The following is a 20,609-nucleotide window of genomic DNA, read 5'->3' as shown; positions in this document are numbered from 1 at the left end:
CTGTATTAAATAAAATGAAGGTTGATGCTAATTTTTAAAGGACTGCCTGAACGCTGAGGGAGACAGGTTTATATCATTCGCAACGAATCTTTTCAATTTACCGAATTTTAGGCAAGTTCTTCAAACCTCGATTAAATGTTCAAAGTTAAACCTGAAATGTTGATCAAAAAACGGTGGAATAATGATAATGGGTTACACGAATAATTTCGCTTTTTTGTAATCCAAATCTTCAAAAACTCATCATCAAAAACCGGAAAACTTATCTCGATTTTGCTTGAGCAGCTTACTAACATGGCTTTCATCAGTCAAACCAAATTCTGACGCAATTTGCTTTAAACGGAATTTACCGCTATCAAGTCTTTGCCTTATCAAATTCACTCTGTAGACACTGACATAGTCCCTTATGGTCATACCGGTATTTTTTTTGAAGTACTGGCCAATATAATCCTTCGTAAATTTGAAGTGTTCAGCCATCACCTGCGCTTTTAACTTTTCAGGATAATATATGTTTTTGTGAATATAACAGAACACTGCCTGCATGTCCTTTGTTCTATGTTCATTTGATCTGATTTCCGGCATGTTACGCTGCAGGATATGAGCCAGCGTTAGCACTTGCATCCATATAAGATCTTCATTTCGCAGTACTTCTTTTTTCATTGATATAATTACATCAAAAATCCGACTTATAGTAACCCGATCTGAATCATTAAAAACAAAACCGGATAAATGTGTTTCCCTGCTTTTAATTAAGTATTCTAAATGACGAAGACCTGCATTAAGCATTCCTTCCTCTTGATGAATATATAGATCCGTGAATTTTAAATATACAAAGTGTGTTATAGTTTCTATTTCAAAATAGTGCTCATCTTCTGGACCTAATAGAAAAACATAACCATCATTGTATTTAATGGAATTGGAATTTATAATGTGATTGCCTTTTCCACTCCTAATATAAATTAGCTCATAATGATTATGGTTGTGTAAAGGATGAATCCAGTCTGATACTTCAAATTCAGAAATTAGAACTGGTGCAAATTGCTTATATCTTTTCATAGATTCTTACAAAATTAACATAGTTTATTACAAAAAAGACCACATTTCTCGTTCTCATCTTTGATCTATCAATTAAAATATGAACAGAAGAAAATTCATAGCTACAGGGTCGTTTGAGGCGCGGCAATGGCATTAGTCCTATTGCGGCTCAAAGTAAGAGATTTCTAAATATGCATTGCCAAGCCCAAACATCACCCCTAATGTAACACGGGAACTTGCCCAAATTAATGTCAACCAATCACAAATAAAGAAAATGAAAAATAAAAAAACAGCACTCGTAGTTGGCTCCAATGGTGTAATTGGTAGTAATCTTATAACTTACCTCGAAACTTTAGAGGACTGGAATATAATCGGACTATCTCGACGGGGCGGGCACAACACCGGCAAAACAGATTATATCTCTGTTGATTTGCTTGATGCAGATGATTGCAAAAATAAACTACTGCCCCTAACAGCCGTTACACATATTTTTTATGCAGCTTATCAGGATAAACCGACATGGGCTGAACTGGTCGAACCTAATTTAACCATGCTTATCAATGTTGTAAATATAATTGAAAGCATTGCACCGAATTTAGAACATGTTAGCCTGATGCAGGGATATAAGGTTTATGGCGCTCATTATGGGCCGTTCAAAACCCCTGCTAAGGAGAATGATGGGGGGCACATGCCTCCGGAGTTTAATGTTGATCAACAGCAATTCCTGGAAAAACAGCAGGTAGGAAAGCAATGGACCTGGACAGCATTAAGGCCATCCGTAGTTGGCGGTACTGCTTTAGGAAATCCTATGAACCTGGTCATGGTAATAGCTGTTTATGCAACGATTTCTAAGGAATTGGGTCTGCCTCTTCGCTTTCCAGGGAAACCTGGGGCTTATGATAAATTAATGGACATGACTGATTCCAGCTTACTGGCCAGGGCAACTATTTGGGCTGCCACAACTACTCAATGTGCTAATCAAGCATTTAATATTACCAATGGTGATCTCATTCGTTGGAACGAATTATGGCCAAAAATTGCAGGTTATTTTAAAATGGAAGTGGCTCCGCCATTACATATGCCTTTACAAACGATCATGAGCGATAAGGTTTCGGTTTGGGAAAGTATTCAGCAGAAATATAAATTAGAAAAACATCGTTATGAAAATGTATCATCCTGGGGATTTGGTGACTTTGTATTTTCATGGGACTATGACTTTTTTTCTGATGGTAGTAAAGCAAGAAGACTAGGTTTTCACGAATATATAGAAACCGAAAAAATGTTTTTTGATCTGTTTGATGAACTGAAAAACAAAAAGATTATACCCGACTTCAACAACGGGCCTGTGAGGAATGTTGTGTAAGCGGCCAACTGTATCCCTGATTGGCATCACCCAACTGTTCTCGAAATTGTTAGGCAGTAATGCCGGTACCACTTACCAATCTCTACTTGAAGGTTCAAAGTCATGGAAAGATGGAAAGTCTTTCGATTCGCAATTTGATTCTGCCAAAGTAAATAACGAAAATTGTGTCATTAGTGTTCAGGATAAATCATATTTGCTGAGCAAAACTGGCTGGCTTCTTCTGCAGTCTCGCCATGATAAAATTTCACTCGATGGCAGGACCGTGATGGTAAACAGCCCAAGACGGAAAATTCGCCTATGATTTCTTGTGCCATCGGGCCGGTTCATTCGGCTTTCATCCGGCCATTGATCCCAAGATTGCGGTTAATCCGTCCGATTTAGTTTAATGTTAAATCGTTTGGTCTCTTCATTTTAGTTATTTTAGGCGCCTAAACAGAAAAAAATGCCTGGCATAAGTGATCAAACAAAGATATTGAGTGCTGAACAATTAAATCATGTATTGTCCTTTACGCAAACAGCTACGGCCATACATGTTGGGGTAGATGCGCAGATTCAGTTTGCCAATCATGCAATGCTGACCATTTGGGGCAGGGGGACTGAAGTAATTGGCAAAACGCTGATACAGGCTATGCCCGAACTCATAGGCCAGCCGTTTGTGGAAATGTTTGCCAGGGTATGGCGGGACGGCATTACCATTTCCGGTACTGAAACGGCTGCAGACATTTTGGTGGACGGTGAGTTGTCCACTTTCTATTTTAATTTTGAATACCGCGCTGTGAAAGATGAAAGAGGTCAGGTGATAGCCATCCTACATACGGCTACTGATGTGACAGAATTATATCTGAATAGGCGCGAGCTGGAAGAAGCGGCTCAAAATAAGGCCTTGCTTATGCAGGAGCAGTCATTAAATGAGGAACTGGCGGCCTCGAATGAGCAGCTCAATGCAATCAATGAGGAGCTGTTTTCAAGCAGGGAAGAACTATCAAAAATCAACTCAGAACTGGAATCGATGGTAGCCGAGCGGGTACAGGCGTTTGCCGAAAGTGAGATACGCTTTAGGTCGATGGCCGATAACACGGATATTCATATTACAGTAGCAGATGAAACCGGAAAGCGATTTTACTTTAATAAAGCCTGGTCAATACTTACTGGAAGGAGCCCCGAGAGATTGCTTGAGGTGGGCTGGCAGGATTTGATCCACGAGCGGGACCGACAGAATTTTCTTGATATCCACAGTGCCGCCTTTACAAAAAGGGTGTCTTACACAGCCGAGCTAAGGTTATTGGGTGCAGAAGGATCCTATCACTGGTTGCTGAAAAAAGGGACACCAAGGTTTCTTTCGGATGGTAAGTTTGCGGGATACATTAGTTCTTGTATTGACATAACTCAAAAGAAAGAGGATGAACATAAGATGCAGGACTTTATTGAAGAGTTAGCCACTTCTAATGAAGAACTGGCGGCCGTTAATGAAGAACTTTCCACAACGAATGAAGAACTGGCAGCGTCTTATGATGAATTGGTACGGAGCGAAGCGCGGTTTCGTAATTTGATCAGACAAGCACCTGTTGCCATCTGTGTGATCCGTGCAGAAGACCTGATGATTATGGATGTAAATAAAAGCTATCTCGAATTAGTGGGAAGGCAGCGGGAGCAGATAGAAAACCATACCATCTGGGATGCCATGGCCGAAGCCGCGGAGGTATATGCACCTGTGATGCAGGATGTGATCGCGACAGGGACCGCCTTCCATGCCCTGGAACATGAACTCCTGTTGATCAGAAAGGGAGTAGAAGAAACTGTATTTGTCGACTTTGTTTATGAGCCGGTGATTGGCTTAAATGGAGAAATCACGACAATAATGGTGGTAATCAATGAGGTGACTGATAAAGTAATTGCCCGAAAACGGATTGAAGATGCTGAGGAACGCAGTCGACTAGCGATTCAAGCGGCTGAAATAGGTACTTACGAGTTTGATTATATTGAGCAGTCGCTCAGAAGTTCTGAGCGATTCAACGAGATATTTGGTCTTGACAGACCGGTAAGCCGGGATCAGGTGCTGGCCACCTACCATGCTTTGGATGCTGACATTAGTGAACAGGCGCACTCCCTTGCAAAAAAGACTGGCAAGCTTTTCTATGAGGCGCGTCTTGCACCTTTAGATGGATCGCTCAGATGGGTACGGGTGCATGGAAAAGTGTACTATGACAGCGATGGCAACATGGCCAGGCTGCTGGGTACTGTAATTGATATTACTGAGTTCAAAAGATTGCAGCAGCAAAAAGACGATTTCATTTCTATTGCCAGTCATGAGTTGAAAACCCCACTAACTAGTCTAAAAGCCTCCTTGCAACTACTGGAAAGGATGAAGTCAAATCCAACAGCCTTGTTCCCTAAGCTGATCGGGCAGTCTGTAAAAAGTATGCAGAAGGTTTCAGTATTGGTGGATGACCTGTTAACGGTTACAGTGATGAAAGAGGGGCAGGTAACGCTGAATAGAAGCAAATTCAGTTTTGCCGATATGATCGAGGAACGTTGCTTACACCTGCGACAGCTCGGATCTCATGAGCTCGTTGTAGAGGATATAGGTGAGCTTCAAATTTTTGGAGATGAGAACCGCATTGAGCAGGTAATCTCTAACTTCGTTACCAATGCAGTGAAGTATGCGCCAGATAGCAAGCAGATTTTTCTAACAGCGGAAGACCTTGGTAGTTCCGTAAAGGTTTCAGTAAGGGACACCGGGCCGGGCATCCCCCCAGATAAGTTGCCACATCTGTTTGATCGCTATTTTAGGGCAGACCAGACGGGCGCTCAGGTTTCGGGATTGGGCCTGGGCCTATATATTTGCGCTGACATTGTCAAACGGCACGGGGGAGAGATCGGTGTGGATAGTACTGAAGGTGTTGGAACGGTTTTTTGGTTCAGCCTTCCGGTAGAGGGCTAACTCATGTGCCGCCAGCGGTTTCATATGTGATACCCTTTACGATCAACTGTATAAAAGAAATCACTAAGCCGGCGAAAAACGCTTAGGAGTATACAGACTTGTTTATCTCCTTGTGTATGTGACTTGATAAACGGTTAACATATAAAGCAAGGATACCGTCCCTTTATTGCAGCTATTTGTAGGCCCTATTGAATATTGTTTATAGTTTTGCTCCTGTCATTAATCCATGGAATATTGATAATGTAACATGATACCCTTTTATATCCACTTATCTTAGGTTTATGGGTTACTGTTAATCGCCGGCTATCGTAACAAACTACTAGATTCCTTAATTAGTAGGATCCATTGTACTTTCTAGTCATTAATTAACTGTAGGTTTGATAACCTTCCAACTCCAACTTTGTCAGATTTTCAGGTTACCCTTAACAACGTCCGGGATGGGATGGCAGCATCTATTTAAATTAACAATACCAAAGTTAGTTATTTAAACTCGCCCTGAATTCCAGCGGACTCTGATTGGTCTGTTTTTTAAAAAGTTTGCTGAAAGACTGGGAATGTTCAAATCCTAACTCATAAGCGATTTCGCTGATGCTCGCACTGGAAATGGATAGTTTTTCTTTTGCTTTTTCGATCAGTTTTTTATGGATATGCTGTTGGGTATTATTTCCGGTATAGAGCCGGAGCATATCGCTGAGATAACGGGGCGATACTTTGAGCGCTTCGGCCAGGTAAGTTACGGTTGGAAGACCTTTATTCAACGAAGTTTCTTCCTTGAAATACCGAGAAAGTACGCTGTCAAACTGATCGAGCAAATCGTTATTGATGATTTTTCGGGTGATGAACTGGCGTTTATAAAACCGCTGACTGTAATTGAGCAACAAGTCAAGTTGAGATACCAGAACATCCTGACTTAGATCGTCAATAGACGTTTTCAGTTCATCTTCGATGATGTTTACAATCGTTTGGATCACTTGTCTTTCCTTGTCAGAAAGAAGCAGTGCTTCATTCACCGAATACGAGAAAAATCCATAATTTTTGATTCGGGCATCCAAAGGATACTGACGTAAAAAATCGGGATGTATCAATAATGTAAACCCTTCTACTGGTTCCGTCGCATTTAGACACGTCAAAGGTTGTCCAGGCGATATAAAGGACATGCCGCCCTCAGCAAAATCGTAAATCGTCTGCCCATAACTTGCCCTGCAACCAGCTTTTTTGTTGTAATATATACTGTAAAAATCAGTCACGAAATTGGCGGATAGCATGTTACCTGCTTTCACGATATCACTGTAATCCAACAGGCAAATAAGTGGATGCAAAGGCTTAGGCAGATTAAAAGTATGCAACATATCAGAAATGGTACGGAAATGCTGAGGGATGTTGTTCAATTTCGATTTCATGCTATTGCAAATTTAAAAAAAACGGCGTATAAAAACTGTTTACACCGCCGTTTTTTAATGGTATATGGTTAACTGTTATGGGTGTCTTTCAACGATTTATGCATATTTTCTATGAAAGCTTCCACACCGATTTCCTTAATTTGTCCCGTAACGTGCATCGTATCTGCACCACATAGATAACGTAGTTTGGAGCTGCCGTCCGTAGCAGCCTCATATACTACTTCCGCAATATCGGTTGATTTTGTAGCATTTTCTATGACAAATGCTTTTTCAAACCAGTCAGATAGGCCTTCATACCCTGGATACGTTACGTAAGGAGATTTGTCCAATAAATCCGTAGCAGTCAGTCCCGGTAAAATAAGTTTGACACCAATATTAAATTGTGCCAATTCATAGGCAAGGCTTTCGTTAAAGCCGTTGATTGCAAATTTGCTGGCATCGTACATAGACCCCAAAGGGAAAGCGACCAATCCGGCGAGAGAGCCCGTAGAAAGGAACAAACCTCTTTTTTTCGCTCTGAAATATGGAATGAATGCTTTGGTGATCCGTACTACACCAAATAAATTGGTTTGTATCTGTTGTACGATTTGCTCGTCCGTGAATCCTTCTAATGGACCCATTAAAGAATATCCAGCATTATTGAAGACAACGTCAATGTCATATTTCTCTGTAACTGATTTCACGGTTTCGTTGATTTGTTCATAATCGTTGACATCGAGCGGCAACAAGGTTACGTTTTCTAACTGATTAAGTTCTGTTTCGTTTTCTGGTTTGCGCATAGTTGCAATGACATGCCAACCTTGGCTTGCAAATAATTTTGTGGTTGCTTTACCGATTCCGGAGGAAGTTCCGGTTATAAATACTGTTTTCATTTTTTAATAAATTTAATGGTACAAAATTAGCCTGCTTCCATTAGGGTTAAGTAGTGGAAATGGTAAATGATGTAGCCAAAAAGGTTCTGGAAATTAAGTTTTACTGTTTGGGCGTGAATGATGAATTGCTCTTTGCCACGTCTATCAATTGATGCATATCTTTTATGAAAGCTTCATCACCAAATTCCATACGTTTAGCATAAAATTGTATTGCGTCCTCACCACAGATATAACGTAGTTTCGAACTGCCGTCGGTAGCAGCCTGATACACCACTTCGGCGATATCATCCGATTTTGAGGCACCATCCAGACTAAATGTTTTCGCCATTGAGTCCGCTAAATCTTGATAATTAGGATGGGCAACAGCAGGCGCTTTGTCCACCAATTCCGTCACTACTATTCCCGGTTCGATAATCTTTACCCCAATGTTAAGTGGTGCCAACTCATAAGCAAGACTCTCACAGAAGCGTTCAATGGCAAATTTGCTCGCATCGTACATCGTTCCCAAAGGGTAAGCCAGTAATCCGGCGATGGAGCCTGTGGTCAGGATTAAACCCTGATTTTTGCTTTGAAGTAAGGAATAAATGCCTTGGTGACCCGTACCACCCCAAAGAAATTGGTCTGTATCTGTTGTACAATCTGTTCGTCCAACATGCCTTCCAAAGGTCCCATCAGCAAATATCCGGCATTATTGAGAACGACGTCAATGTCATATTTCTCCGTAACGGATTTTATGGTTTTGTTGATTTGTTCCGGATCGTTGACATCCAGCGGCAATAAGGTTACGTTTTCTAATTCATTAATTTCTTTCTAATTTTCCGGTTTACGCATGGTTGCAATGACATCCCAGCCTTTCCTGGCAAATAACTTTACGGTTGCTTTACCGATTCCGGAGGAAGTTCCGGTTATAAAAATCGTTTTTTTCATTTTTAATAAATTTTATAGTGCAAAATTATTCTGTCCACATTAGCGCCATGTAGTAAAAATGGTAAATCATGTAGCCGAAAAAGAGTTAGAAATGAACAGTATATTCACTCCTTCAGCCTTGAATAGCAAAAAGCCGCTGAAGACCTCAATGAATCTTAAAAGGCGCCCGGTTCTTCAGGAAGCAAGCCGACTAATGCTTAAAGTAATTGCGCAGTGGGGATATGATCCGGGTAGGAAAAACAAGAAAATGAATTATAGAGCCATTATAGATATGTATAAAACAGCACTGGCAGCTAGACGGATTTTTCTCAAAAAAAGAAGGTATTCATGTAACGCATTATCATTATTCCACCGTTTTTGATAGTAAATTGGGACGGGTTATTGATAAGAAGATCCTCAATTGTAAGCTGATTCTGCTTAATTTAATGATGAGTTTAGATTCCTATACTCATTCGGTGTCATACCTGTTTTTTGCTTAAAGATCCTGGTGAAATGCTGTTGATATTTAAAGCCGAGATCGCTTGCAATTTCACTGAAATTTTTTGAGCGATCAAAAATGTAGGTTTTTGCCTGATCTATCATCTTTGTCTGAATGTAATCCAGTGCGGTACTGCCGGTTTCCTTCTTAATCAGATCGCCAAAATAGTTCGGGGAAAGGTGCAACTGATCTGCACAATAGGCCACACTTGGCAGACCTAGCTCTGAAGCCTTGCCAGCGTGGAAATAATCGATTAACAGGTTTTCGAAGCGAAGAAGAATATCCTTGTTTGCATGGCTACGGGTGATAAACTGGCGATCATAGAAGCGCATACAATAGTTCAGGAAGAGTTCGATGTTGGAAACAATCAGCGTTTTGCTGTGCTTATCAATATTTTGCTCTATTTCTGCAGAAATCTTTTCCAGGGACTCCAATATCGTATTTTTCTCTTTTTTAGATAGGTGAAGTGCCTCATTAACTTCATAAGAAAAGAAGCTGTACTCCCCGATAGTCTTCCCCAGATGTGTTCCCTTTAGCAGATCAGGGTGGAATACCAGTCCGTAACCGGAAGGGATAACTGCTTCGCCATTGCTGTCTATTCCGTAGACCTGTCCGGGTTGAACAAATACCATGGTTCCGTCCTCATAATCATAGGTCTGGCAACCATAGGTCATGTTTCCACATTTGATATTCTTGAAAAATATGGCATACACACCCATGTAATGTCGATAATGGATAATCGTAGGCGTTTCATTGAAATTAACCACACTAACTAAGGGATGCAGTGTGTCTACCCCGACATAATCATTATACTGGCGGACAGTGTCCAATCTTTTTACCTCTTCCATATCATTGGTTTACATCTCAAATTTAGCGAAAATGAACCTTCGTTGTTCACGTGTAATAGAGAATCCGTAAAAGTGGTAAACAAAACAGTATTCTGTATAAAACGTAAGCCAGCCCTGCTGCCGATATTTGTATTATAGATTTTGGGAAAGGCAATCACACCCAGAGCGGTATATGAAATTAATCGACAATGATGACTGTAGAAGTTGAACAAGTAAACATTTTAGACAGGTTAAGGTCGGGCGATTTGATTAGATTGAACGACCCCGAATATTACAGGATAAGTGAAGTAGTTGACAGAACGATCAAACTTTCGCGGCTGCTCAATACTGCCACCGACATCAATTCCATACGCGCTCTGCTTAGCGAGATTATAGGTGCCAGAATCGATGAAAGCACGACAATTTTTGCCCCTTTCCATACAAACTTCGGAAAGTTTACCAGTATAGGAAAAAACGTGTTCATCAATCACGCATGTTCATTTCTCGATATGGGTGGTATCACCATCGAAGATGATGTACTGATCGGGCCAAGGGTTAACCTTGTGACCGAGAATCATCCATTGGATCCAGTAGATAGAAGAGCTTTGCTTACAAAGCCAATTGTGATCAAACGAAATGCTTGGATTGGCGCAGGAGCAACTATACTTCCTGGAGTTACCATCGGAGAAAATGCTGTAGTTGCCGCCGGAGCCGTTGTTTCAAAAGACGTTGCTCCAAATAGTGTTGTCGGAGGGGTTCCGGCAAAATTTATTAAAAACATTTAAACATGAAAAAATCAATTTTTATTGCGCTTACCATGGTCCTTTGTTATGGGACCGCAAGGGCACAATCAACATCAAGTTCAGTACAGATGAATGAAATATCAGCAAAAAACTATAAGACATTTAAAGTAAGTGACAAGGTAACCCTATTTGCGGTTACGTTCAAGAACCAATATAAATCTAGAAGTTGCCGGGCATCTTTTTATCCCCAACAACATGGATAGAAAAACTAAGAACCCTGCAATTATTGTCGGTCACCCGATGGGGGCGGTTAAGGAACAAAGTGCCGATGTATATGCCTCATCTATGGCAGACAGAGGCTTTATCACCTTGGCAATCGACCTATCTTTCTGGGTCGAAAGTGAGGGCGAACCTCGCAACGCGGTTATGCCGGATATGTATGCTGAGGATTTTAGTGCGTCAGTCGACTTTTTGGGCACAAGACCATTTGTAGACAGGAATAATATTGGGATTATCGGCGTTTGCGGAAGTGGAAGCTTTGTAATCAGTGCGGCCAAGATCGATCCACGGATGAAAGCAATCGCAACAGTAAGTATGTACGATATGGGTTCTGCCAGTCGCAATGCCTTGAACCATTCGCAGACCCTTGAACAACGCAAGAAAAATCAGGCAGAAGCTGCCGAGCAACGATATGTTAAATTTTCTGGTGGCGAGACCAAATATACAGGTGGAACCACTCACGCGCTAAATGAAAACACCGATCCGATACAGCGTGAATTCTATGAATTCTATCGTACCCCAAGGGGGGAATATACCCCTAAAGGCGGCTCATCAAAAACGACCACACATCCAACTTTGAGCAGTAACACAAAGTTCAACAACTTTTACCCGTTCAATGATATTGAAACCATTTCCCCCCGTCCGATGCTGTTCATCACAGGAGACAGGGCACACTCACGCGAATTTAGTGAAGATGCCTATAAACGTGCGGGCCAGCCAAAAGAACTGGTCATCATTCCTAATGCCGGACATGTAGACCTATATGATAAAACCGACCTGATCCCATTCGATAAGCTAGAAACCTTCTTTGTAAAACATTTGAAATAAAAAAGATAGTTATAACCTAAAATTTAAAAACAGATGAAAACATTATCAATAAGCGCAATTGCTTTCTTAATACTCTTGAGTATAAATAGTAGGGCACAGATCACCAACAAGGTAGATCAGAATAATCCGAATTTTGTATTTCCGAAAGGTGAACTTGGACCTGCCGATAATTTTACAGGAAAGGCCTGGAACATCGGTCTGATAGAAAATGACTCGGTCTATAATACCGTTGTTGGAAACGTCTATTTTGAGCCTGGTGCTAGAAGCAACTGGCACACACATCCCTCGGGACAGATACTGATCATCACCGATGGTGAGGGTTACCACCAGATAAAAGGTCAGCCAAGACAGACCCTTAAAAAAGGCGACATAGTGAAATGCCCTCCAAACGTAGAACATTGGCATGGTGCAAGCCCCCAAGCCGGAATGCTACAAATATACATCTTGCCAAAAACAGAAAAGGGCATTGTAACCTGGTTGCAGAAGGTAACAGACGAACAATATCTCAGTAAATAAATAATATATATATATATGGAACGTAAAGGTCACTCTTCAAGGAGGAAATTTATTCATCAATCCGCCGTCGTTGGTGCAGGATTAATGCTTGCAGGTCCAATAAAAATTTAGCACAAACATATAATAAAGAAATTATGAGCAAAAATATAGCATCAAAGGGTTACGCAGGAAAAGATGAACAAGGAACATTGGTTCCCTGGAACTTTGAGCGCAGAGCAGTTGGGGACAACGACATATTGATCGACATCAAATTTTCAGGCATTTGCCACTCAGATATTCATACCATTAAAGGACATTGGGGACCAGAACAATATCCCCAGGTTCCCGGACATGAGATTGCAGGGATTGTAACTGCGGTTGGTAAAAACGTGACCAAGTTCAAATTAGGCGATAAGGCAGGCGTTGGTTGCATGGTAAACAGCTGTATGGAATGTGAAAGCTGTAAGAATGGTGAAGAGCACCATTGTGAAACGACAGGAATGGTAGGTACTTACGGTTCGCTGGAAAAATCATCTCCATCGGGAATTACCCAAGGAGGCTATGCCAATAATATTGTGGTAACCGAACATTTTGCCATTAAAATTCCTGAAAGTATCGATCTGAAATACGCAGCGCCATTGCTGTGTGCCGGTATCACAACCTATTCTCCCATGATGAAAGTGAAGTTTAAAAAAGGGGACAAGATTGGCGTTGTAGGAATTGGTGGTTTAGGACATATGGCGATTAAATTGGCTATTTCTAAAGAAGCTGATGTATATGCATTCACTACTTCGTCTTCTAAAGCAGATGATATTAGGGGATTTGGTGCAAAAGAGGTAATTGTAGTTAATTCTGCAGAAGATTTAAGCCCATGGAAAGGTAAGCTCGATTATATGATCTCAACAGTTCCATATGCATATGAAATGTCGGCTTATATAGATTGTGTAAAGCCTTATGGCTCCTTTACCCAGGTGGGGCAACCCGTAAATGGCGAATTAACCATCAATAATTTTAACATGATTTTTAATCGTGTAAATTTTAACGGTTCGATGATTGGTGGCATTCCTGAAACCCAGGAGCTGATGGATTATTGCGCAGAAAAAAAGATCTATCCTCAAATAGAGGTGATTAAAGCTACGGAGATAAACGAAGCCTGGATTAAAGTAGTAAATAAGGAAGCCAGATACCGATATGTGATCGACGCCTCAACATTCTAAAATTGAAAAGATGAAATATTTATTGATAAGTATCATGTTGCTTGGCTCTTTGTGTTTGGGCATGTCTAGCTGTGATAAAGGCGAGGAGACAGTTGTAGTAGTAGACTCGGAGAATGGAAACACTGGCAATCCAATAGGAAGTAAGATGAAAATCACAGTAGGAACAACTGTTTTTACAGCGACACTTAATAATAACGCCTCTGCAACTGCACTCAAAGCAATGTTGCCACTTAGTATCAAGATGGAGGATCTCAATTCGAACGAGAAATTTTTTCCCTTCCCTCGCACCCTGCCAACTAGTGCATCTGCCGTAGGGAATATTCAGGTTGGGGATCTAATGTTGTATGGCAATAACTGTTTGGTGCTTTTTTATAAGGGCTTCAATACTTCATATAGTTACACAAGGCTTGGTAAAATTGACAACGTAACCGGACTTATTGCTGAATTAGGATCCGGAGATGTGAATGTCAAGTTTGAATTACAGTAAGCATTATCAGAAATGTTAAAGAAAGCAGTTAACCAAAAATGACGATACTGAATTATAATCCAGAAAAAAATATACAGAGTTCCTGGAATGCCGTATACGCTGTAGCGCTTGGTGTATCAGGATTGATCATATCAGAATTTTTGCCCGTAAGTCTATTGACGCCCATGGCAAAAGATCTGTCTGTTACGGAAGGTGTTGCAGGACAGGCCATTTCGGTTACGGCGATAGTGGCAATGGTAACAAGTCTAGTGATTGCAATTATTACCAGACAGCTAAACAGACGTTGGATCTTGCTGATTTTTTGTCTGATGCAAATCTTATCCAATCTGCTGGTTGCATTTGCTCCAGATTTTGGCATACTGTTAGTTGGCCGCGTACTGTTAGGTATCGGAATTGGTGGTTTTTGGACCATGGCTGCTGCTACTGCCATGCGCTTGGTGCAAAAGGAAAAGGTGCCAAAGGCACTTTCGGTAATCTTTGGCGCAGTCTCCATCGCAACAGTTGTAGCAGCCCCCGTGGGGAGTTATTTAGGTGCTCACATTGGTTGGCGAAATGTGTTTCTTCTTTCAGCAGTAATAGGTGGAATAGCGTTAATCTGGCAGGCATTTACTTTGCCTTCAATGCCGGTAGATAAGCCAGTCAAATTCAGCACTTTGATAAAAGTTCTAAAACGGCCAAATGTAATGGCAGGAATGTTGGCAGCCTTGATGTTATATATCGGTTATTCAACATTCTTCACCTATTTACGTCCTTTTTTAGAAACTGTTACCGGCGTTGATACAAATCTGTTATCTGCTGTTTTATTGGGTTTTGGAATTGCAAATTTGATTGGTTCTATATCGGCGCGGTATCTTTTAGCTTGGGATTTATACAAATCATTGGGCTTTGCACCCCTACTAATGGGCATTGTTGTCGCACTCTTGGTATTATTTGGCGGATACAATGTTGTCGCAGCTTCGCTCATAGCATTATGGGGTCTTTTATTTGGTGTGTTACAAGTGGGTTGGGTTGCCTGGCTTACCCGTACCATTCCTGACGAGGCTGAAAGCGGTGGTGGTATCCAAGTTGCCACCATTCAGTTGGCTATCAGTTTAGGAGCGGTAATTGGCGGCTTATTCTTTGATTACACGGGTGCACGTGGCGTATTCATTTGCAGTAGCCTATTTACCTTGATTGCTTCATTGGTCGCAATAATCGCATTTAAAATACAAGCCAAACATGGGATCGAAATTGAAAAAATAATAAGCAGATAAAGAAAAATTTGAAAGCAGCAAATATGACGATGAAAACCTTAATAATTGCAATGTTAACTTTAGTTACATTTATAGGAACAGTTTATTCACAGCAAACCAAACAGCTAGACAAATTGAAAATAGCGAAAGCCCTTCCTATAGGCGAATCTAAAGGTAAATCGGAAATTAAGGTTAATAACAAAAAAATAAAAGAGATAACAATTATGACACGTAAGGAGAAGAGCGAAGAAAATTTTAAGCAATTGTTTGGCGAAGAGATAAAAGGCATAGAAGCAACTGATCCTGATTTTCAGGAAATAATGAACAGTTTCATTTTTGGAGAGGTTTATAACCAGGGCAACCTAGATAACAGGATGCGGGAGCTCACAACAATAGTTGTTCTTACAGTAAATCAAAATTTGCCTCAACTTAAATCACAGGTTGCTGCAGCGTTAAAAATTGGGGTAACACCTATTGAAATAAAAGAAGCGGTTTACCAATGTGCACCATATATCGGTTTCCCAAAAACATTGAATGCTATCAATGAAATAAATGGGGTATTTAAAGCCAATAACATTGTTCTACCACTTCCAAGTCAAAAGACAGTAAGCGAAGAAACTCGCTTACTTGAGGGAATTGCTGTGCAGACAGAAATATTTGGCGATCTTATACCAAAGATGAGGGCAGGTGCACCTGAAAATCAAAAACATATACAGGATTATTTATCTGCGTTTTGCTTCGGTGATTTCTATACCCGTAGCGGGCTTGCTTTAAAAACAAGAGAATTGTTAACACTCTGTATGGTAAGCAGTCTTGGTGGCGCCGATAGTCAGGTGAAAGCACATGTACAAGCCAATAAAAATGTTGGAAATGATAAAGCCACATTGATTGGCGTGATCACCCAATGTCTACCATATATGGGATTTCCTAGAACACTTAATGCTCTGGCCTTTATAAATGACATTTTTATAGAAAATTAATATACCAATTAAATTTACCACCATGGCAAAACATGAAGAAGTACAAAATGGAGTTATTTTCCCAATAGGCGAAATAAATGATGCATATGCTCAACACTTTATTGGAAAAAGTTATTATAACGCTTTAGTCTCAGATCCTAATATAAGTGTCATAGTAGGTAATGTTTCCTTTGAGCCAGGGTGCAGAAATAACTGGCATCGCCATAATGGTGGATTTCAGATTTTGATGGTAACAGGAGGCGAGGGATGGTATGAGGAATATGGAAAATCTGCACAAGCCCTGAGAGTTGGAGATGTGGTCGTAATCCAGGATGGTGTCAAACACTGGCATGGCGCCACAAAAGACAGTTGGTTTGAGCACCAGGCGATCACTGCTGGGATACCGGAATGGTTAGAACCTGTCGATGAAGAACATTATAGTCAAGTTTAACCAGTTTCTGAAATTTTTGTCAATATATGTAAGGTATGGAAGATTCAAATAAACTCAACCTCACCCGCAGGGAAATGATTGTGGGTACAGCTGCAGCAGTCACGATCACCCTTGCCGCTGGTACGATTAATAATGTCGAAGCGCTCGCCATAGCCAAAGCTGAGATCGTGCCATCTGCCAAAGTCAGTTTCACTGTTAACGGTAAAATCCAGCAGCTACATATGGATACTCGGACAACCTTGCTGGATACCCTTCGTGAGCACCTGCAGCTTACTGGAACAAAAAAAGGTTGTGATCATGGGCAATGCGGTGCATGCACGGTATTGGTCAATGGACGACGGATCAATTCCTGCCTTTCTTTGGCGCTACAACATGAGGGAGATCATATAGTGACTATTGAGGGTTTGGGTACTCCTGATAGCCTTCATCCCATGCAGGCCGCTTTTGTTAAGCACGACGGTTATCAGTGCGGTTATTGTACGCCCGGACAAATTTGTTCTGCGGTAGCGGTATTGCAGGAGATCAAAGCAGGCATTCCTAGTCACGTAAGCGCAGATTTAACTGTACATCAAAATTTAGTAATATGGAAGTACGAGAGAGAATGAGCGGAAATATTTGCCGTTGCGGTGCCTATTCAAACATTGCTGAGGCAATGGCAGAAGTAAACTCACACCTATCATAGCATATGAAATCATTTACTTACGAGCGTGTGCATACTCCCGCAGAAGCTGCAGCAGCTGCAGCTCGCATGCCTGGATCAAAGTTTCTTGCAGGAGGTACTAATTTGCTTGACTTGATGAAGTTACAGATCGAAACTCCTGTACACCTGATCGACATTGGCAAATTAGAACTTAATAAAATTGAACACACATCAAGCGGCGGTCTCCGAATAGGAGCCCTGCTTTCAAATACCGATCTTGCTTCGGATGCATCAGTAAGACGGGATTATCAAATTCTATCGAGAGCATTGCTTGCAGGGGCATCCGGACAGCTTCGGAATAAAGCGACAACCGCAGGAAATCTCCTGCAAAGAACCCGTTGCCCATATTTCTATGACACCAACCAGCCCTGCAATAAGCGGGTTCCTGGCAGTGGTTGTGCAGCCATAAATGGCTATAGCCGTCAACTGGCTGTGATCGGTTCCGGTGATGCCTGTATTGCAACTCACCCAAGTGATATGGCAGTTGCCATGATGGCTCTTGACGCTACTATTGAAACGGTAAACCCTAAAGGTAAGGTCCGAAGTATTCCGATTGCAGACTTTTATCGTCTTCCAGGAAAAACACCACATATAGAAACTGTTCTGGGAAAAGCCGAACTTATAACCTCGGTGATTCTTCCTCCGCCAACAGGTGGAATGCATTTCTATCATAAGGTTCGAGATAGGTCCTCCTATGCGTTTGCTTTGGTATCGGTAGGTGCCATTCTTCAAAACGACGGTTCAGGCCGCATTGCGTTAGGTGGGGTTGCCGCAAAACCCTGGCGGAGTGAAAGCATTGAAAAATTATTGCCTCTTGGATCAAAAGCTTTTACAGAAAAGCTTTTGGCAAAAGCAAGGCCTACACATGAAAATGCTTTTAAGATTAAACTAGTAGAACGTACTTTGGAAGGTATCTTAAAAGAAGGGAGAAGCTAAATGAAATTTGATAAACCAGCGGGCACCAATCCAATTGACCAGATGAAGGTAATTGGTAAGCCCTTAGACCGAATCGAAGGGCCCTTAAAAACTACGGGAACTGCAAAATATGCCTACGAGTATAATGAGCTCAACAAAGGTCATGCTTATGGATATGTTGTTGGCGCAGCCATTGGAAAAGGGCGTATTGATTCCATTAACCAATATGCTGCTAAAAATGCCCCAGGTGTTCTTGCTATTGTTACCTACGAGAATGCAGGGCCACTTCAGAAAGGTAAATTTTATGCCGACAAACTTTTGGCCGGCCCAGATATTGATCACTACCATCAGGCAGTAGCAGTCATTGTTGCAGAAACTTTTGAACAGGCAAGATCGGCTGCAGCATTGTTGAAAATCACTTATACCAGGGTTAAAGGATCTTTTGACCTTGAAGCAGTCAAAGATTCTGCTATTACTCCACAGGCCGGGCAGTTTGGCCCCCCTCCCCAAACTGAACTTGGCGATTTTGAGGGAGCCTTTGCTACTGCAGCTGTTAAGCTTGATGAAACTTATACTACGCCTGATCAATCCCATGCCATGATGGAGCCTCATGCTGCGTTCGCGAGATGGAACGGTGATAAACTAACCTGCTGGTGTTCGATTCAGCAGTTGAACTGGGGTGTACGGGATTTGGCAAATGTGCTTGGAATACCTAAAGAGAATGTTAGACTGATCTCTTCTTTTATTGGTGGGGGGTTTGGAGGTAAGGGTACGGTGCTCTCTGATATAGTTGCTGCATCACTGGGTGCCAGAGCAGCAGGACGTCCTGTAAAACTGACGTTGCAAAGGCCATTAATCTTTAACAATACTACGCACCGTCCGGCAACAATTCAGCGCATCAGAATTGGAGCAGCAACAGACGGTACCATTACAGCCATAGGACATGAAAGCTGGTCAGGCAACATCGCTGGTGGTAGAACTGAGTCTGCAACTGCACCCACTCGTTCACTCTATGCTGGTGCAAACCGAATGTCTCATTTGCGACTTGCAGTGCTAGACCTTGCTGAGGGCAATGCTATGCGTGCACCAGGCGAGGCCAGCGGCATGATGGCACTGGAAATTGCGATGGACGAGATGGCAGAAAAATTGAAGATTGATCCAGTGGAATTTAGGATCCATAATGATACGCAGGTTGACCCATCCAACCCAACACGAAATTTTTCGACACGGCAATTGGTAAAATGTTTGCGCGACGGTGCAGAGAAATTTAATTGGAAACGGCGTCAGGCGATTCCGGGCAGTATCCGAGAGGGAAAATGGCTAATTGGTATAGGCGTTGCTTCTGCGATTCGTGGTGCACCAATTACAAAATCAGCCGCAAGGGTGCGTTTGGATAAAGAAGGGATGATAACTGTAGAAACCGACATGACAGATATTGGAACAGGCAGTTATACTATTATCGGACAAACTGCAGCTGAAATGATGGGTGTAAATATCGAAAAAGTGATCGTAAAGCTAGGAGACTCTGCCTTTCCCGAATCTTCTGGCTCTGGAGGTCAATGGGGTGCAGCTTCTTCTACGTCCGGGGTTTACGCCGCATGTGTAAAGCTTCGCGAATCGGTGGCCAGATCGTTTGGTTTTGATCCGGAGAAAACAGAATTTTCTGACGGTAAGGTCCATTCAGGTAACCGTAGTGTTGCGTTGGGTGATGCTGCAAAGACAGGAGATCTATTCGCTGAAGACGAAATGACTTATGGAGAACTTTCTAAGCAATATGCGCAGGATACATTTGGTGCGCACTTCGTTGAGGTTGCAGTGAATATGTATACCTGTGAAATACGGGTTAGGCGAATGCTTGCAGTTTGTCAGGCAGGAAGAATTTTAAACCCCAAATCTGCGCGTAGCCAGGTTGTCGGTGCAATGACCATGGGCGTTGGAGCCGCTTTAATGGAAGATCTGGTTGTTGATAAAAGTCGTGGTTTTTTTGTAAACCATGATCTTGCAGGCTACAAGGTTCCCGTACATGCAGATATTCCTTATCAGGAAGTCATCCTGTTAGATGATGTTGACCCTACTATGTCTCCCATGAAAGCAAAAGGGATTGGTGAGCTTGGTTTAGTAGGCGTTGCAGCTGCCATTGCAAATGCAGTTTATAATGCTACTGGGGTAAGGGTACGGGATTATCCCATCACCTTGGACAAGCTGTTAGATACAATTAAAATAAACGCCTAATTTATTACCGAACAATAAATACAAACTCATTATTTTCGAACGATTATTATAAGACTCATTAAGTCTGTGAACGGACCTAATAGTTTAAATTAATTATCATTATTCCCTCAATTTCTCATAATCGATTTTAAACAAATGGACTTGCTACATTTGAGTAGACACAGAGTTAAGAGGATTACTTATCTTAACAGAAATTATGTCACAACAGAGAAAAGCATACCCGAAGGAGTT

18 protein-coding genes and 1 pseudogene are annotated in these 20,609 nt (G+C 41.6%); 14 read left to right on the top strand and 5 right to left on the bottom strand.

The window, feature by feature from the left end; translation table 11 throughout:
- Positions 1-243 precede the first annotated feature (243 nt).
- Positions 244-1,053 (bottom strand): AraC family transcriptional regulator, encoded by an 810-nt coding sequence (locus FN831_RS00090; RefSeq protein ID WP_142526170.1) that lies wholly within the window; start codon positions 1,051-1,053, stop codon positions 244-246.
- Positions 1,054-1,306: 253 nt separating this feature from the next.
- Here FN831_RS00090 and FN831_RS00085 point away from each other — a divergent pair, with 253 nt between their 5' ends.
- Together FN831_RS00085 and FN831_RS00080 are read left to right on the top strand one after the other, a co-directional pair.
- On the top strand, positions 1,307-2,395 hold the full coding sequence (locus FN831_RS00085) for an SDR family oxidoreductase (protein WP_142526169.1): 1,089 nt from the start codon (positions 1,307-1,309) through the stop codon (positions 2,393-2,395).
- A 442-nt stretch (positions 2,396-2,837) separates the two neighbouring features.
- Complete coding sequence (locus FN831_RS00080; RefSeq protein WP_142526168.1) at positions 2,838-5,336, top strand: PAS domain S-box protein; 2,499 nt, start codon at positions 2,838-2,840, stop codon at positions 5,334-5,336.
- Positions 5,337-5,812: 476 nt separating this feature from the next.
- Here FN831_RS00080 and FN831_RS00075 read toward each other — a convergent pair whose 3' ends face one another.
- The 4 genes and pseudogenes from FN831_RS00075 to FN831_RS00060 all read right to left on the bottom strand — a co-directional run bounded on the left by FN831_RS00075 (position 5,813) and on the right by FN831_RS00060 (position 9,861).
- Entirely contained in the window at positions 5,813-6,736 is a 924-nt protein-coding gene (locus FN831_RS00075; RefSeq protein ID WP_142526167.1) for a helix-turn-helix domain-containing protein, read from the bottom strand.
- Positions 6,737-6,804: 68 nt separating this feature from the next.
- Positions 6,805-7,608, bottom strand: coding sequence for an SDR family oxidoreductase (locus FN831_RS00070; RefSeq protein ID WP_142526166.1), 804 nt, complete (start codon positions 7,606-7,608; stop codon positions 6,805-6,807).
- Positions 7,609-7,708: 100 nt separating this feature from the next.
- Positions 7,709-8,535, bottom strand: a pseudogene (locus FN831_RS00065) (SDR family oxidoreductase).
- Between the two features lie 417 nt (positions 8,536-8,952).
- Positions 8,953-9,861 (bottom strand): helix-turn-helix domain-containing protein, encoded by a 909-nt coding sequence (locus FN831_RS00060; RefSeq protein WP_142526165.1) that lies wholly within the window; start codon positions 9,859-9,861, stop codon positions 8,953-8,955.
- 188 nt (positions 9,862-10,049) lie between these two features.
- Here FN831_RS00060 and FN831_RS00055 point away from each other — a divergent pair, with 188 nt between their 5' ends.
- The 12 genes from FN831_RS00055 to paoC all read left to right on the top strand — a co-directional run bounded on the left by FN831_RS00055 (position 10,050) and on the right by paoC (position 20,378).
- Positions 10,050-10,625 (top strand): DapH/DapD/GlmU-related protein, encoded by a 576-nt coding sequence (locus FN831_RS00055; protein WP_246101237.1) that lies wholly within the window; start codon positions 10,050-10,052, stop codon positions 10,623-10,625.
- 147 nt (positions 10,626-10,772) lie between these two features.
- The gene (locus FN831_RS00050; RefSeq protein ID WP_262711862.1) at positions 10,773-11,690 is read left to right on the top strand and encodes an alpha/beta hydrolase; all 918 of its coding nucleotides are present in this window, start codon (positions 10,773-10,775) and stop codon (positions 11,688-11,690) included.
- A 33-nt stretch (positions 11,691-11,723) separates the two neighbouring features.
- On the top strand, positions 11,724-12,206 hold the full coding sequence (locus FN831_RS00045) for a cupin domain-containing protein (RefSeq protein WP_142526164.1): 483 nt from the start codon (positions 11,724-11,726) through the stop codon (positions 12,204-12,206).
- Between the two features lie 134 nt (positions 12,207-12,340).
- Positions 12,341-13,402, top strand: coding sequence for an NAD(P)-dependent alcohol dehydrogenase (locus FN831_RS00040; RefSeq protein ID WP_185960333.1), 1,062 nt, complete (start codon positions 12,341-12,343; stop codon positions 13,400-13,402).
- A 10-nt stretch (positions 13,403-13,412) separates the two neighbouring features.
- On the top strand, positions 13,413-13,889 hold the full coding sequence (locus FN831_RS00035) for a cyclophilin-like fold protein (RefSeq protein ID WP_142526163.1): 477 nt from the start codon (positions 13,413-13,415) through the stop codon (positions 13,887-13,889).
- Positions 13,890-13,927: 38 nt separating this feature from the next.
- A complete protein-coding gene (locus tag FN831_RS00030) occupies positions 13,928-15,142 on the top strand; it encodes an MFS transporter (protein ID WP_142526162.1) in 1,215 nt (404 codons plus the stop codon).
- Between the two features lie 8 nt (positions 15,143-15,150).
- Positions 15,151-16,101 carry a carboxymuconolactone decarboxylase family protein gene (locus tag FN831_RS00025; RefSeq protein ID WP_221931221.1) on the top strand — a complete coding sequence of 317 codons (951 nt, stop codon included), beginning with the start codon at positions 15,151-15,153 and terminating at the stop codon, positions 16,099-16,101.
- A 22-nt stretch (positions 16,102-16,123) separates the two neighbouring features.
- Positions 16,124-16,531 (top strand): cupin domain-containing protein, encoded by a 408-nt coding sequence (locus tag FN831_RS00020; protein ID WP_142526161.1) that lies wholly within the window; start codon positions 16,124-16,126, stop codon positions 16,529-16,531.
- Between the two features lie 35 nt (positions 16,532-16,566).
- On the top strand, positions 16,567-17,136 hold the full coding sequence (locus tag FN831_RS00015) for a 2Fe-2S iron-sulfur cluster-binding protein (RefSeq protein ID WP_262711861.1): 570 nt from the start codon (positions 16,567-16,569) through the stop codon (positions 17,134-17,136).
- Positions 17,115-17,213 carry a 2Fe-2S iron-sulfur cluster-binding protein gene (locus FN831_RS28225; RefSeq protein ID WP_317132068.1) on the top strand — a complete coding sequence of 33 codons (99 nt, stop codon included), beginning with the start codon at positions 17,115-17,117 and terminating at the stop codon, positions 17,211-17,213. Before FN831_RS00015 ends, FN831_RS28225 begins: the two co-directional genes overlap by 22 nt.
- A 3-nt stretch (positions 17,214-17,216) precedes the next feature.
- Complete coding sequence (locus FN831_RS00010) at positions 17,217-18,167, top strand: FAD binding domain-containing protein (protein WP_142526160.1); 951 nt, start codon at positions 17,217-17,219, stop codon at positions 18,165-18,167.
- On the top strand, positions 18,168-20,378 hold the full coding sequence (paoC, locus tag FN831_RS00005) for an aldehyde oxidoreductase molybdenum-binding subunit PaoC (RefSeq protein WP_142526159.1): 2,211 nt from the start codon (positions 18,168-18,170) through the stop codon (positions 20,376-20,378).
- Positions 20,379-20,609: the final 231 nt, after the last annotated feature.

Source organism: Pedobacter westerhofensis (assembly GCF_900182595.1).
GTDB classification, from domain to species: domain Bacteria; phylum Bacteroidota; class Bacteroidia; order Sphingobacteriales; family Sphingobacteriaceae; genus Pedobacter; species Pedobacter westerhofensis.
Note: the sequence above shows the minus strand (reverse complement) of the source record. Positions and strands in the feature narration are given on the sequence as shown.

Coding starts and splice junctions, on each gene's coding strand:
- FN831_RS00075 (WP_142526167.1), bottom strand. CDS start 6,736: ATGAAATCGAAATTGAACAACATCCCTCAGCATTTCCGTACCATTTCT.
- FN831_RS28225 (WP_317132068.1), top strand. CDS start 17,115: ATGGAAGTACGAGAGAGAATGAGCGGAAATATTTGCCGTTGCGGTGCC.
- FN831_RS00060 (WP_142526165.1), bottom strand. CDS start 9,861: ATGGAAGAGGTAAAAAGATTGGACACTGTCCGCCAGTATAATGATTAT.
- FN831_RS00010 (WP_142526160.1), top strand. CDS start 17,217: ATGAAATCATTTACTTACGAGCGTGTGCATACTCCCGCAGAAGCTGCA.
- FN831_RS00055 (WP_246101237.1), top strand. CDS start 10,050: ATGATGACTGTAGAAGTTGAACAAGTAAACATTTTAGACAGGTTAAGG.
- FN831_RS00015 (WP_262711861.1), top strand. CDS start 16,567: ATGGAAGATTCAAATAAACTCAACCTCACCCGCAGGGAAATGATTGTG.
- FN831_RS00020 (WP_142526161.1), top strand. CDS start 16,124: ATGGCAAAACATGAAGAAGTACAAAATGGAGTTATTTTCCCAATAGGC.
- FN831_RS00080 (WP_142526168.1), top strand. CDS start 2,838: ATGCCTGGCATAAGTGATCAAACAAAGATATTGAGTGCTGAACAATTA.
- FN831_RS00085 (WP_142526169.1), top strand. CDS start 1,307: ATGAAAAATAAAAAAACAGCACTCGTAGTTGGCTCCAATGGTGTAATT.
- FN831_RS00030 (WP_142526162.1), top strand. CDS start 13,928: ATGACGATACTGAATTATAATCCAGAAAAAAATATACAGAGTTCCTGG.
- FN831_RS00045 (WP_142526164.1), top strand. CDS start 11,724: ATGAAAACATTATCAATAAGCGCAATTGCTTTCTTAATACTCTTGAGT.
- FN831_RS00090 (WP_142526170.1), bottom strand. CDS start 1,053: ATGAAAAGATATAAGCAATTTGCACCAGTTCTAATTTCTGAATTTGAA.
- FN831_RS00070 (WP_142526166.1), bottom strand. CDS start 7,608: ATGAAAACAGTATTTATAACCGGAACTTCCTCCGGAATCGGTAAAGCA.
- paoC (WP_142526159.1), top strand. CDS start 18,168: ATGAAATTTGATAAACCAGCGGGCACCAATCCAATTGACCAGATGAAG.
- FN831_RS00035 (WP_142526163.1), top strand. CDS start 13,413: ATGAAATATTTATTGATAAGTATCATGTTGCTTGGCTCTTTGTGTTTG.
- FN831_RS00040 (WP_185960333.1), top strand. CDS start 12,341: ATGAGCAAAAATATAGCATCAAAGGGTTACGCAGGAAAAGATGAACAA.